This is a genomic window from Microbacterium sp. 22195, assembly GCF_052056515.1.
Lineage (GTDB): Bacteria > Actinomycetota > Actinomycetes > Actinomycetales > Microbacteriaceae > Microbacterium.
The window spans coordinates 401,706-414,599 of the sequence record NZ_JBQEPE010000002.1 but is presented as its reverse complement, the minus strand read 5'-3'; the positions used below and the strand labels follow the sequence as shown (position 1 = coordinate 414,599).

The following is a 12,894-nucleotide window of genomic DNA, read 5'->3' as shown; positions in this document are numbered from 1 at the left end:
ATCATGGACGTGGTTCTCGGCGAGCAGGCTCTGCCGTCGTTGGAGGCGGAGGTCGGACGGCCGTCGTACGCGCGGTCCGAGGTGCGCGCCGGGATCGCGCACATCGGGGTGGGCGGCTTCCACCGCGCCCACCAGGCGATGTACGTTGACCGTCTGCTGAACGCCGGCGATGCACGGGAGTGGGGCATCTGCGGTGTCGGGTTGCTCGAGCACGATGTGCGGATGCGGGACGTGCTGGCAGCGCAGGACGGCCTGTACACGCTCATGCTCAAGAGCGCGGGCGGCCACCGTCAGGCGCGGGCGATCGGCTCGATCGTCGACTACGTGTATGCCCCCGATGATCCGGCCGGTGCCGTGGAGCGCCTTGCGGATCCCGCGATCCGGATCGTGTCGATGACCATCACCGAGGGCGGGTACAACGTTCTGCGCTCGACCGGCGAGTTCGATGCACAGGCTCCGGGGATTGCCGGGGATCTTGCGGATCCCGGTCGTCCGCACACGGTGTTCGGGCTGGTCGTCGAGGCGCTGCGGCTTCGGCGGGAACGCGGCGTGGAACCGTTCACGGTCATGTCGTGCGACAACATCCCCAGCAACGGTGGGGTCGCGAAGCTCGCCTTCACGACCTTCGCAGCGCTGCGCGACGCGGAGCTGGCGAGCTGGATGCACGAGAACGTGGCCTTTCCGAGTTCCATGGTGGACCGCATCACTCCGGTGACCGCGCAGCACGATATCGACGAGCTGAGGACGCGCTTCGGGGTGGTGGATGCCTGGCCGGTAGTGGCCGAGCCCTGGGAGCAATGGGTTCTTGAGGACCACTTCCCAGCGGGACGGCCGGAATTCGGAGAGGTGGGTGTTCAGCTGGTCGACGACGTCATCCCCTACGAGCTGATGAAGCTGCGCCTGTTGAACTGCACGCATCAGGCGATGGCCTATTTCGGCCATCTGTTCGGGTATGTCTACGCGCACCAGGCGGTGGCCGACCCCATCATCCGCAAACTGCTCATCGAGTACATGGACCGGGAGGCGACGCCGACGCTCCTGCCCGTCCCAGGAATCGACTTGGACGCCTACAAGGCGTCGCTCCTGGATCGCTACGTGAACCCGGATGTCCGCGATACGCTGGCGCGTCTCTGTGCTGACACGACCGATCGGATCCCCACCTGGCTCGTGCCCGTCATCCGGGAGCAGCTGGGCAGCGGCGGCGAGATTCGTCTGTGCGCGGCCGTGGTCGCGAGCTGGGCGCGCTACGCCGAGGGAGTCGATGAGCACGGTGAACCGATTGACGTCGTGGATCGGCTGAGAGCTCGGGTCATGGCGGCCGCCGTTCGCGACCGATCGGAACCGGGGACTCTTCTTGAGGAGCGGGAATTGTTCGGTGATCTCGCCGACAGCACACGATTCGTCGATGCTTACATCGAGGCGGTCGGAATGATCCGTGAACTCGGTGCCCGGGAGGCGCTTCGGAGGATCGTCACCGGCTGACGTCCAGCACCAACTGAGATCAGCCGACCCTGCGAGCCGGTCGCGCGTCCCGGCATCCTCTGGGACACTCGCCTCATGGCATCCGACAGGCGGAATCCGTACGTCACGGCGACACGGCCGCGGCGCTGGCCGGCGTTCCTGGCCGGGGTGGGCGCGACGCTGGTCGTGATGGCGCCCTGGTGGCTGACCGGCGGACGACTGCAGGTGCCCACCCGGTGGGATGCCGAGCGACTGACCGGCCGTGGTCCGTTCGCGTTCCTTCCCCTCGACCTAGACCATGTGTTCCCGCTGTTCGCGACGCTCGTGCTGGGCGGCGTGGTCGCGGGGCTGATCGTGCGGATGCTGCGCCGCAGACGTCCCGTGGCGGTCTGGCCCGCAGCGTGGGGCGTGCTGCTGGCGCAACTGGCGACGGCGGTGCAGAGCTTCATCGCGCTGCTCGGACGGCTGGGGATCGGCGGCGGCTCGGAGCAGGCGGTCGGCGCGATGCTCATGGACGGCACCCAGCTGCTCTACCTGCTCGGGCTGGTTCTGGTGGTCGTCGTCGGGGTGCTGTTCGCTCAGCTGGGGCTGCTGTTCGCGACGCGGAGGTCGCCCGCGTTCGGTGCGCTCGCCGTGATGCTCGCCGCTCCTTTGGTGACGAACTGGATCGGCGGGCCGCTGGTCGTGTTCGTGTCGATCGACGGCTATCCGATGTGGCTGGCGATGGTGCTGCGGTGGCTGCCGGCGGTGATCGTCGGTCTCGCACTGGTGTGGTGCGGGGTGCGCCCGTGGGGTCGCCTGGTCGTGTGGGCGATCGGGCTGGCCGCCCTGTGGGTCGTGCCGGCCGCGATCATCGCGGTCTCGTACACGGTCGGCATCCGGGCGATCCAGAACGATCCGCAGGAGATCCCGCGTGCGATCGCACAGTACTTCGTGCCGGCGCTGAACGCCGGCGTCGCGCCCGTCGTGATCGCGTTGGTGATCGGCGTGGTCGGGACGGCGTTGCGGATGCTGGTGGGGAGGAGTCCCGTGAGCCCTCCGGTCGCACCCGGAGACGCGGGCGCCGGAGCGGGGGAGATCGGATGAGGTGAGCAACCCGTCCACGGCGGCGACGGCCTGCTCTTGATCGATGTCTCATCTTGGTTGTACGGTCGATCTCATGTCCGCCGTCCGCACTCGCAGCGCCGCCCGTCAGGGCGCTGGTCGGAGTGCGCGGACGCCTGCGTGCGCAGCATCCGTCCGTCGAGAGCTACCGAGGCAAGAAGACCTGCAGTCGTGACTGCGGGGCCGCCCAGCGGCCCGCCTTCTTGTCATCGTTCACTCACGACAGGAGTCTCTGCCATGCCCGAAATCGACTGGAGCAACGACCAGCTCCGCACCTTCCTCACTTCGCTGCGCTCCGGCGGCGTCTTCGACCGCGGCGTCGATGTGGATCAGGATGAGCGCGATCGCTTCCTGGCGCAGGCGCAGCGCCGCATCGTGCCCGATATCCGCGCCCGCGTGCTCGCGGAGGTCGGGGCCACACTCGATCCCCGCGGTGTCGCCGCGATCGTGCTGGAGGTGCTCGAGGACAACACCTGGGGCGCCGAGCGCACCTGGCTGATGGTCACCGAGGATCCGTGGGGCTACCTCACCGAGTTCGTCGCCACCGAGATCCGCAAGGCGTATCGCAAGGCGCTGCACCGGAGTGCCGACGACAAGGCGCTGAAGGGGATCGAGCAGGCCAGCAGCCGCCGCGCGATCGATGCGGGAGGGGATGCCGCGGACGTGGCGTGAGCGGGGGGCGGAAGCGCGGGGCATCCGCACTTCCGCCCCATGGCCAGTGCTTACTGCACCGACCACCCGCCGTCGGAAGCGAGGATCGCGCCGTTGATGTTCACGGCGTCGTCGCTGAGCAGGAAGGTGATGGACGCTGCGAGGTGCTCGGCGGTCGCAACGGTCGGGATCGCCTGCTGGAACGGGGCGAGGCGGGCGGAGCCGTACTCGGACATGTGCGGCGGCATCGGGATGCCGGTGGCGACGCCGCCCGGGGCGACCGAGTTCACGCGGATGCCCTTCGGCCCGTACATGACGGCGGCCGAGCGGGTGACGCCGATGATGCCGTGCTTGCTCGCCGTGTAGGCGTTGCCCGAGGCGTTGCCGCGCAGGCCGGCCTCGCTGGAGACGTTGAGGATGGCGCCGAAACCTCTGGCCTCCATGATCGGCAGTACCGCGCGCATGAGCTTGAAGGGCGCGGTGAGGTTGATCGCGATGACGCGGTCCCAGACGGCATCCGTGGTCTCGCCGGCGGGCGAGAAGTCGTCGTTGATGCCGGCGACGTTCGCCAGCCCGTCGATGCGATCGCCCGCGGCGGCGACGACGGCGTCGATCGCGTCCTGCTGGGTGAGGTCGCCGGCGACGGTGACGATGCCGGGGAACTCGTCCTTGAGGGCGTCGAGCTTGTCGGCGGAGATGTCCGCGGCGATCACCCGCCCGCCCTCGCGGGCGATGCGGGATGCCGTGGCACGGCCGATCCCGGATGCCGCGCCCGTCACGATGACGGTCTTGCCGGTGAAGCGACCGGAGGTGATGTTCTCGACCCAGCCGGTGGGTTCGGTGTCTTCGGGGATCTCGCCGCCGTTCGCCGTGCGGACGAGGTCGTCGACGACCGACTGGGGCAGTGCGCCCTGGCTCATCGCGACGAGCTGCTGCAGGGGGAGGCCGAGCACGGGGGTGAGGAGCTCGGGGTCGGCGCCGGTCTGCTCGAAAAGGCCGCGGATCAGCGGCCCGCCGGTGGCGTCGTTCATCCACTCGCCGATGGTGGAGTGCGCGGTCAGTGCCATGGTGTCTCCTCTGTTGATTGGGTCGCTGAGCCCGTCGAAGCGATAACGCAACGCTACGTCCAGTTATTTCACTCTACGCCCGATACGCTGATCCCGTGCCTCGTCCCCGCAGTGAGAAAGCCCGCCAGGCCGTGCTGGCGTCGATGCTGCGCGCTCTCGCCGCGGACGGCTACGCGGCCGTCACGATCGAAGGCCTTGCGGCCGAGGCCGGGGTCTCGAAGCAGACGATCTACCGCTGGTGGCCGTCCAAGGCCGCGATCCTGGGCGAGTCGCTGCTGGAGGGGGAGTTGCCCGCGTTCGAGTTGCCGGTCACGGATGATCTGCGCGCCGACTTGCGCGCGGTGCTGTCCGCGCAGAGTCCGGATACCGTCGCAATCGCGCGCGCCCTGATCGAGGTGACTGCGACGGACGCCGAGCTCGGCCTGAAGCTCAACGCGCGCCTGGCGGCGCCCATTCGCGAGTGGACTGCGGTGCGGCTGGCACAGGCGGTGGATGCCGGGGACGTGCGCCCGGAAGTGGATGCCGCGGTGGTGGCCGATCAGCTGATCGCGATCGGGTCGTACTCGGCGCTGGTGGGCGGGCCGATGGACGCCGGGAAGGTCGACGGAATTGTCGATGTGATCCTGCGGGGGATCGGAGCCTGAGGCGAGGCCGGCTAGTCGCGGTTGGTGCCGCGCCGGAGTTGGCTGAGGAGCCCGCGCAACCGCTCCCGCAGCCCGTCGTCACACACGTACACGTACGTCCCGAGCATCCCGCGGGTGAGTAGCACGCCATAGATGTTGCGGATGAAAACCAGCAGGTCGGCGTCGGTGAAAGCGCCCTTGAGATGGCCGGTGTCCTCCTTGCCCTTCTTGTCGCGGTAGGCGTCGCGGTCGGCGACGATCTCGCCGGAAGGTGACAGTCGCAGGTCGGGGCCGATGATCACTCCGGCGTAGTTGAGGTCGTAGCCCTGCACGGTGTGGATCGAACCGACCTCGTCGAGGGATCCGTGGGAGTTGATCCAGTCCTTGTCGGTGCTGTTCCACCGCATCCGCTCGCCGTCGATCTCGATGTCGAAGGATGCGGGGTCGCGACGTGACTTCCAGTCCCAGGCGTATCCGGCGACCAGCCGCGACAGGCCGACCTTGCGATCCTTCTCGCGGATGGCTCGTCTCATCTCGCCGAGATCGTCGAAGAACCGCAGGTCGTAGTCACCGAGGTCGGGGCGCGCGACGGGTGCTCCGCGCAGCAGCATCCGGATGTATTCGACGTAGTCGGCGCCGGCCTTCACCCGCATCTGGGTGGTGAGCGGGTAATGCCGGTGCGCGTTCTTCGCGCTGGTGAGCTCAGCGGTGAGGGCTGCAGGGGAGAGGTCGTGCGGACGCACGGTCTGCGCGCCGTCGATGAGCAGCAGCCGATGCCGGCTGCGGGCCTTGATCCAGTCGAGCTGCGTGTGACGCGGATCGTCCGCGCCGAAGAGGCGCTCGTTGATCTGCCGGAACTTCTTGTTCTGCACGCCAGACGCCTGGTTCGCGCGCTGGTTCAGGCGGTGGGTCTCATCGACGAGGACCAGGTCGAAGTCGGCATCCGACTCCCCCACCTGGAACGGCGTCAGCACCATCGCCGGGTCGAGCTTCGGCGTCTTCTTGAAGACCTTCTTCACCGAGAGGCGAAGCGACTGCTGCGGGATGACGAGCGCCATCCGCAGGTCCTGCAGCAGGGCGGCACTCTCGGGCGTGAAGAACTCGGCGAACATCGAGTCGGGCTCGACGTCGTCGTGGCTGCGGAAGTCGCGGATGTCGGCGAGCAGCTTCATGAGGAAGATCGCGATGATCGTCTTGCCGGTGCCGGGCGCACCCTCGACGACGAGGGTGGATGTTCTCGTCGGGTCGCGCAGGTCTTCGAGGATGCCGGAGACGATGTCTTCGACGGCGATCGCCTGGTCGGGGGTGAGCGCCTTGAAGGGGGAGAGCTTGAAGAGATCGCTGTTCTCGATCTGCGGGATGCTGCGGCTGAACAGGCCCTCGGCGCGCAGCGCCTCGAACACGTCGCGGAACGACTTGCGGTATTCGTCTCTGCGGTAATAGCGCGCGTCGGTGAGGCCGTCGTTGCCGTTGAGGATGTCATAGCGGCCGTCGCCGTGGAACCAGCGGATCAGATGCGATTCGAGGTCGAGGCAGACCGACTTGTTGTAGCGCTCGTCGACGACGACGCGGATGTCGGTGAGGTTCTCGTTCTTCTTGGAGCTCGCGAGATGCTGGCGCATTCGCTTGTGCGCACTGGTCGTCTCGCCGACGTAGAGCTTCTTGCTTCGGCTCGCGCCGTCCAGCACGTAGACGACGGGCCAGTTCGTGAGTTCCTGGTCGGTTCTGCTCCAGTCGTCGACGTGGGTTCGATCGAACGGGACGCGGCGGATGCTGAAGCTCACGGCTCGGCACTCTTGTTGATTTCGCCCTGGTTGAGTTCGACCGGGTACTTGGCGCGTGTCTTCTCGAGCTTGCTGAGGATGATCTCGTCGATGTCGAGGTTCAGACGGCTGGCGAGATGGATGCAGTAGGTGAGCACGTCGGCGAGTTCTTCCTCCACGCGCTCCGGGGCCGGAGTCTGGCCCCACTGGTATAGCTCGAGCAGCTCCGCGGCTTCGATGGAGATCGACTTCGCGAGGTTCTCCGGCGTGTGGAACTGGTCCCAGTCACGCTCGGCGACGAAGGTGCGGAGGGCCTGCAGCGTTGCGGGGGAGGGCATGAGGTGAACGTATCAGGATGACTCACTCATGATGGACGACCAGACCGCTAAGGTTCAGTCACGGATCGACGCAAAACCGAATCAACTGTGCGTGCGTGTCTCGCACGGCCATGGGCAATCAAGAGACCCACGCTGCGGGTCGCAGAAGGGGAAATGATGGCAGACACACAGGCCGGCTGGTACGACGACGGATCCGGCACGATGCGGTGGTGGGACGGGCAGCAGTGGACCGACCAGGTTCAGCCGCCCGCGCCGCAGCAGCCGGGTCTCGACGGGTTCATCAATCGAGCCCGAGCGGAAGCCGAGGCCGGCGCGCAGCCGCGTCCCGCACCGCAGGGCATGAGCTACGTCGTGCTGCAGGTCGTGCTCAAGGAGAAGTTCTTCGGCAGCGGCTCAGGTAATCTCACCGAGCTCGAGGGTGTGATCAACCGGCAGGCTGCGCTGGGCTATCGCCTGCATACGATCACGACCGCGTCCTCCGGGAGTACCGGCTTCGGCGGCGGCGACCGCATCCAGGCGACGATGGTGTTCGAGAAGCTCGTCTGAACAGGCCCGCTCAGTTGCAGGCGATACCGTCCTTGTTGCGATCGAGCTGATAGACGTCCCGTCCGACGACCTGCGCCGTCCCGGAGAGGAATGCGGGGCCATTCCCGCCGCCGCCAGCGCAGTCCACATCCTCAGCGATGGGCACGCAGGCGCCCGCATAGTTCGAGTCGCAGCCGCCGCCACCTGTCTGCACAAGGGGTGCCGGTTTGGTGACGGGCTGTGGCTTGAGTGTCCCACGGGTCGTCACTTCGCTCACCGGCGCCAGGACGACGGCCTCGCTGATGACCTCGCGCGAGACCTCCGCGCCATCGACGTACATGACCCGATAGGTCGTCCGCTTCGTGCCGTCGACACCGGCGGTGGTCACGACGGTCGTGCCCTCCGCGATCGTCGGGTCGTCGGCGGTGGTCCGCTCGAACGGGATCGCGGTATCGAGGTAGACCTCATCGAATGTCGTCGGTGTGGGCTTCGGGGTAGGAGTCGATCTCTCGACCTGAGCGGTTGCATCGAGCTTCGGCACGGTATCTACGAAAGCGGCAGGAGCCTGCGAAGGGGCCGACGTAGCGGCGCCGGCCACGCCGCCACCAAGGAACAACAGTGCGGCCGTTCCGAGTGCAACCAAGCCAGACTTTCGGGAACGCATCCCCACTCGTGGAGCCGCTCCCTTGAACAGCGTGAACAACCCCAGCCCGGCGCTGAGCAGCACGGCGATGACAAGCAAGGGTGACGCCACCCGAGCGAGTACGCCACCAAGAATCAGCACGCCAAGGATCACAGCCAGCACGAGCCAGCCGCGCCGACTTTTCTTCTTCGCTCCTTGGGCGGGAGGCTTAGTAGCCATGAGTACCTACGTTCGGGCAGGGTCGAGCGGGCGCGCCGAATACGGATTGCGCACTTGCGACAGATGGGTGGAGCCGGGGGAACTCCATCAATCGGTGCTTACCGATTGATCGACACCATAGCGCTGAAACGCCGATGGCGGGGAGGTTCTTTCCTCCCCGCCACCGGCATTCGTCTTGCCCGGCATCCGCCTTACGGCTTGACGAACACCTCGTCCGCGAGCAGACCGGGCGTCACCCGCACGACGGCGGCGTCGCCGTCGGGCACGGCGAACGCCACCGAGCCGGTGGCCGATGCGCCCTTGTACATCTCGTCGAGGCCGAAGCCGTCCTTCAGCATCACGAGGTTGTCGTAGCTGTTCACGACGTTGCCGGCGCTGGTGACCATCGCGACCTGCACCTCGGCGGCGAGGCCCTTCTTGCCGCCGTTGTACGTGACCGTGTAGTTCACGATCTCGTAGTGCGAGCCGGCCGGAGCCTGGTCGTTGAACTGGTTCGCGTCGGCGACGACGGGGTTGCCGTCGGTGTTGACGCTGTTGACCACGACGGTCCAGTCGTCGTTGCTGATCTGCGACGACAGCGGGTACGGGTTCTCCCTGGTGCCCTGCGCGGCCTCTGCGGGCTTCTTCTCATCCGCGCCCTTCGCATCGTCGGCAGGCTTCTCGACGGGCTGCGACACCGTCGTCTCGCCACTGCCGAACGCGTTGTTGAACGACGTGGCGACCACGGCGAAGAACACGATGAAGCCGACGATCGTCCCGACGACCGCCACGATCAGACCCACGATGCCCATCCACTTGCGGTCGCCCTTCAGGAACAGCGACACGATGCTGAGGATGAACGCGATCGGCAGCAGGATCCAGCCGACGATCAGAGCGCCGGGAATGCACGCGAAGATGAAGCCGACGATCGCGACGATCATCGCCACCATGGCCACGACGTTCGTCTTCTTCGGGGTGGGCGGCTGCACTCCGACCGGAGGCACGGGCGGGGGAAACTGCGGCGCGGGGGCACCGGCGGGCGGGTTGGGGATGGACATGCGGATCTCCTTCGGAGAAGGTGCGCAGAGCACCGGTCTGACCCACGACGGACGTCGCAGGCAGCCGGTCCCCGCGCACTCCGATCAGCGCCCTCCCAGTGGGCGTCGAGCGTGGAGTCGGGGGAGATCTCCGTGGTCCGCGAGGACCGGCTGAATCGAACTATAGCGACTGTCGGGGACGTTGATCTCCCCGCGTAGATCGCCGGTTTCGCGGCGAAGCGTCGGTGAGGTCCTCCTTGGCCGACGGGAGCGAAGGCATCGCCGCGAAACGATGTCCGCCCGCGTTGCGGGTGCAGGCGAGATCAGACGCTGCGGCGGTCAGTTCTCCGGCGCGGCGCGTGCCGGGGCAGGTTTGAGCAACCATGATGCCCGTGGGATCAAAAAGACAAGTCGCTAACCCGCCAGAGTCATCTAATGCTCACAACAAAGGTCAATACTATTGTCACTTTGATCCCAGATTTTGCCTGACATCGATGCCAGGCGGATACTCATCCCGTCATGAGCACCTCTCCGGATGCCTCCGAAACCTCCCGAACGACCATCGCCGTCATCGGCGCGGGCCGTCTCGGCGGCGTGCTCGCACGTGCGCTCACGCAGGCCGGATTCACCGTGTGTGGCCCGTTCCGAAAGCACGAACAACTCCCGGCATCCGACATCGCCCTGCTCTGCGTTCCGGATGCCAAGATCGCGACCGCCGCGAGGGCAGTCCGGCAGCACGCGACCTTGCTCGGCCACGTCTCCGGCGCCACCCCCCTCGACGACGTCGACTTCAGCATGCATCCGCTGCAGACCTTCACCGGCACCGAGGCGCTTGACGTGTTCCACGGCATCGGCGCCGCCATCGCCGGCCGCACGCCGGAGGCCGAGCACCAGGCCGAGCGGCTCGCGCGAGCCCTCGGCGCCCACCCGTTCCACATCTACGACGCCCACCGCGCCGGCTACCACGCCGCTGCGTCGATCGCGTCGAACCTCGTCCTTACCGTGCTCGACGCCGCCGAACAGGTCGCCCGGGCCTCCGGCATCCGCTCGGGCGAGGCGCGCGACCTGCTGACCCCTCTCGTCACCCGCACCGTCGAGAACTGGCGCTCCCACGGCGCGAAGAGCGCGCTCACCGGCCCGATCGCCCGCGGCGACGAGCAGACCGTGGCCCGCCAGCGCGCCGCGATCGCCCAGCAGACCCCCGCGCTTCTCCCCCTGTTCGACCAGCTCTGCGACAGCGCCCGCGCACTCGCGACCCCGAAGGGCTCCGCATGAAGATCGTCCGCACCATCCCCGAGATCCGCGCCGCCGTCCGCGACGCTCGACTCGAAGGCCGCCGGGTCGGCCTCGTCCCCACCATGGGCGCCTTCCACGAGGGCCACCTCTCCCTCATGCGCGCTGCGCGCGCGGCATCCGACCTCGTCGTCGTCTCGCTGTTCGTCAACCCCACCCAGTTCGGTCCTACCGAGGATCTCGCCGCCTATCCGCGCGACGAGGCCCGCGACGCTGCGCTCGCCGAGCAGCAGGGCGTCGACATCCTCTTCGCCCCCGAACCCGCCGAGATCTATCCCGACGGCTTCGCCACCAGCATCCATGTCGGAGGCGTCACCGAGGTGCTCGACGGCGCCTCCCGCGGTGCCTTCCACTTCGACGGCGTCGCGACCGTCGTCACCAAGCTGTTCGGCATCGTCCGCCCCGACGTCGCCTTCTTCGGACAGAAGGACGCCCAGCAGGTCATGGTCGTGCGCCGCGTCGTGCGCGATCTCGACCTCGACGTGCGCATCGAGGCCTGCCCGATCATCCGCGAGGCCGACGGGCTCGCGATGAGCTCGCGCAACGTCTACCTCGACGCGGATGCCCGTCAGCAGGCCACCGCGCTGAACCGCGCCCTCGACGCGGCGGCCGACCTGCACGCGCGCGGGGAGCGGGATGCCGCGAGGATCGTCGCCGCCGCCGAACAGGTGCTGGCGGATGCCGGCATCCGACCCGACTATCTCGAGCTGCGCTCGAACGACGATCTCAGCCCGCTCGCCCACGTCGACCGCGACGCCCTGCTGGCGGTCGCCGCCCGCGTGGGCGCCGCTCGTCTGATCGACAACCACGTCCTGATCGCGGAGCCGGCCGCCACCGGCATCCGCTCCGAAGCCCATCAGAGAGGCGGCGAATGATGCGACGCACCATGCTGAAGTCGAAGATCCACCGCGCGACCATCACCGGCAGCGACCTGAACTACGTCGGCTCCATCACGATCGACGCCGACCTGCTCGACGCGTCCGACATCCTCGAGCACGAGCAGGTGACGATCGTCGACGTGAACAACGGCTCGCGCTTCGAGACCTACACGATCGCCGGCGAGCGAGGCACCGGCGTGATCCAGGTGAACGGTGCGGCCGCCCGCCTGGTGCACTCCGGCGACACGATCATCATCATCTCCTACGGCGAGTACTCCGCGAAGGACCTGAAGACGTACGAGCCGACCGTCGTGCACGTCGACCGCTCCAACCGGATCATCAGGATCGACGACGCCGTGGACCAGCTGCTCACCGAGGCGACGGCATGCGGTGCACTGAGCGACCGAAGGGAGACGAAGTGAGCGCGCAGGCCGCCGCCCGCCCGCTCGGGCTGGGCGATCTGGCCGCGAAGAAGGAGGCCGGCGAGCCGATCGTCATGGTCACCGCCTACGACCACCCCAGCGCCCAGGTCGCCGAGGAGGCCGGCGTCGACATGGTGCTGGTCGGCGACTCCGCGGCCATGACCGTGCTCGGATACGACTCGACGGTGCCGGTCACGATCGACGAGATGCTGATGCTCACGCGTGCGGTGCGACGCGGACTGTCCCGGCCGCTGCTCGTCGGCGACCTGCCGTTCGGGTCGTACGAGGCATCCGACTCCCTCGCCGTGCAGACCGCCCAGCGCTTCGTGAAGGAGGCCGGCTGCGACCTGGTCAAGATCGAGCGCGGCGGCACCACGGTCGACCGGGCACGCGCGATCGTCGCCGCCGGGATCCCCGTGGTCGGGCACGTGGGCCTCACCCCGCAGAGCGTCACCGCGCTCGGCGGCTACCGTGCGCAGGGCCGCACGGCCGAGGCCGCGCTCGCCGTGATCGATGACGCCCTCGCCCTGCAGGACGCGGGCTGCGCGCTGATCGTCGTCGAAGCGGTCCCGTCGGAAGTGACGGCGCTGCTCGTGGAGCGCCTGCGGATCCCCATGATCGGGATCGGCGCCGGAGCGGATGCCGACGGCCAGGTGCTCGTGTGGCACGACCTGCTCGGCATCTACGACGGGCCCGCGGCGAAGTTCGTCAAGCGGTACGCCGACGTGCGGGCCGCGTCGGTGGCTGGCGTCGGCGCGTACGCCCGCGAGGTGCGGTCGGGGGAGTACCCGGCGCCGGAGCACGGGTACGGGATGCCCGCGGAAGAGGCCGCGCGGCTGAAGGAGCTGCTCACGGGGCGGTGAGCCGACCGCCACTCGCCGTGCGCTTCGC

14 protein-coding genes are annotated in these 12,894 nt (G+C 67.9%); 9 read left to right on the top strand and 5 right to left on the bottom strand.

The window, feature by feature from the left end:
• Positions 1-3: 3 nt before the first annotated feature.
• The 3 genes from ACTJJ4_RS10055 (at position 4) to ACTJJ4_RS10045 (ending at position 3,237) form a co-directional block, all read left to right on the top strand.
• Positions 4-1,482: a mannitol dehydrogenase family protein gene (locus ACTJJ4_RS10055; protein ID WP_440943170.1), complete on the top strand. Its 1,479-nt coding sequence runs from the start codon at positions 4-6 to the stop codon at positions 1,480-1,482.
• A gap of 75 nt (positions 1,483-1,557) precedes the next feature.
• Positions 1,558-2,547, top strand: a complete 990-nt coding sequence (locus tag ACTJJ4_RS10050) for a hypothetical protein (protein ID WP_440943169.1) — start codon at positions 1,558-1,560, stop codon at positions 2,545-2,547.
• 255 nt (positions 2,548-2,802) lie between these two features.
• Complete coding sequence (locus tag ACTJJ4_RS10045) at positions 2,803-3,237, top strand: hypothetical protein (RefSeq protein ID WP_440943168.1); 435 nt, start codon at positions 2,803-2,805, stop codon at positions 3,235-3,237.
• 50 nt (positions 3,238-3,287) lie between these two features.
• Here ACTJJ4_RS10045 and ACTJJ4_RS10040 read toward each other — a convergent pair whose 3' ends face one another.
• Positions 3,288-4,283, bottom strand: a complete 996-nt coding sequence (locus tag ACTJJ4_RS10040) for an SDR family NAD(P)-dependent oxidoreductase (RefSeq protein WP_440943167.1) — start codon at positions 4,281-4,283, stop codon at positions 3,288-3,290.
• A gap of 95 nt (positions 4,284-4,378) precedes the next feature.
• Here ACTJJ4_RS10040 and ACTJJ4_RS10035 point away from each other — a divergent pair, with 95 nt between their 5' ends.
• Positions 4,379-4,927, top strand: coding sequence for a TetR/AcrR family transcriptional regulator (locus ACTJJ4_RS10035; protein WP_440943166.1), 549 nt, complete (start codon positions 4,379-4,381; stop codon positions 4,925-4,927).
• Between the two features lie 11 nt (positions 4,928-4,938).
• Here the strand turns inward: ACTJJ4_RS10035 and ACTJJ4_RS10030 are convergent, their stop codons facing one another.
• Both ACTJJ4_RS10030 and ACTJJ4_RS10025 read right to left on the bottom strand, forming a co-directional pair.
• Positions 4,939-6,690 (bottom strand): DNA/RNA helicase domain-containing protein, encoded by a 1,752-nt coding sequence (locus tag ACTJJ4_RS10030; RefSeq protein ID WP_440943165.1) that lies wholly within the window; start codon positions 6,688-6,690, stop codon positions 4,939-4,941.
• Entirely contained in the window at positions 6,687-7,007 is a 321-nt protein-coding gene (locus ACTJJ4_RS10025; protein WP_440943164.1) for a nucleotide pyrophosphohydrolase, read from the bottom strand. The genes ACTJJ4_RS10030 and ACTJJ4_RS10025 overlap by 4 nt, the downstream gene beginning before the upstream one ends.
• A gap of 156 nt (positions 7,008-7,163) precedes the next feature.
• On the opposite strand from ACTJJ4_RS10025, the gene ACTJJ4_RS10020 reads away from it, so the two are divergent.
• Positions 7,164-7,553 (top strand): DUF2510 domain-containing protein, encoded by a 390-nt coding sequence (locus tag ACTJJ4_RS10020; protein ID WP_440943163.1) that lies wholly within the window; start codon positions 7,164-7,166, stop codon positions 7,551-7,553.
• A gap of 10 nt (positions 7,554-7,563) precedes the next feature.
• On the opposite strand, the gene ACTJJ4_RS10015 is transcribed toward ACTJJ4_RS10020, so the two are convergent.
• Positions 7,564-8,394: a G5 domain-containing protein gene (locus tag ACTJJ4_RS10015; protein WP_440943162.1), complete on the bottom strand. Its 831-nt coding sequence runs from the start codon at positions 8,392-8,394 to the stop codon at positions 7,564-7,566.
• Between the two features lie 191 nt (positions 8,395-8,585).
• Complete coding sequence (locus ACTJJ4_RS10010) at positions 8,586-9,431, bottom strand: hypothetical protein (RefSeq protein ID WP_440943161.1); 846 nt, start codon at positions 9,429-9,431, stop codon at positions 8,586-8,588.
• A gap of 498 nt (positions 9,432-9,929) precedes the next feature.
• On the opposite strand from ACTJJ4_RS10010, the gene ACTJJ4_RS10005 reads away from it, so the two are divergent.
• From ACTJJ4_RS10005 to panB, 4 genes are read left to right on the top strand one after another with little or no spacing between them, the layout of a single operon-like run.
• Positions 9,930-10,685, top strand: a complete 756-nt coding sequence (locus ACTJJ4_RS10005) for a Rossmann-like and DUF2520 domain-containing protein (RefSeq protein ID WP_440943160.1) — start codon at positions 9,930-9,932, stop codon at positions 10,683-10,685.
• Entirely contained in the window at positions 10,682-11,578 is an 897-nt protein-coding gene (panC, locus tag ACTJJ4_RS10000) for a pantoate--beta-alanine ligase (RefSeq protein ID WP_440943159.1), read from the top strand. Before ACTJJ4_RS10005 ends, panC begins: the two co-directional genes overlap by 4 nt.
• The gene (gene panD, locus ACTJJ4_RS09995; RefSeq protein ID WP_292700034.1) at positions 11,578-12,003 is read left to right on the top strand and encodes an aspartate 1-decarboxylase; all 426 of its coding nucleotides are present in this window, start codon (positions 11,578-11,580) and stop codon (positions 12,001-12,003) included. The genes panC and panD overlap by 1 nt, the downstream gene beginning before the upstream one ends.
• Entirely contained in the window at positions 12,000-12,866 is an 867-nt protein-coding gene (gene panB / locus ACTJJ4_RS09990) for a 3-methyl-2-oxobutanoate hydroxymethyltransferase (protein WP_440943158.1), read from the top strand. Before panD ends, panB begins: the two co-directional genes overlap by 4 nt.
• Positions 12,867-12,894: the final 28 nt, after the last annotated feature.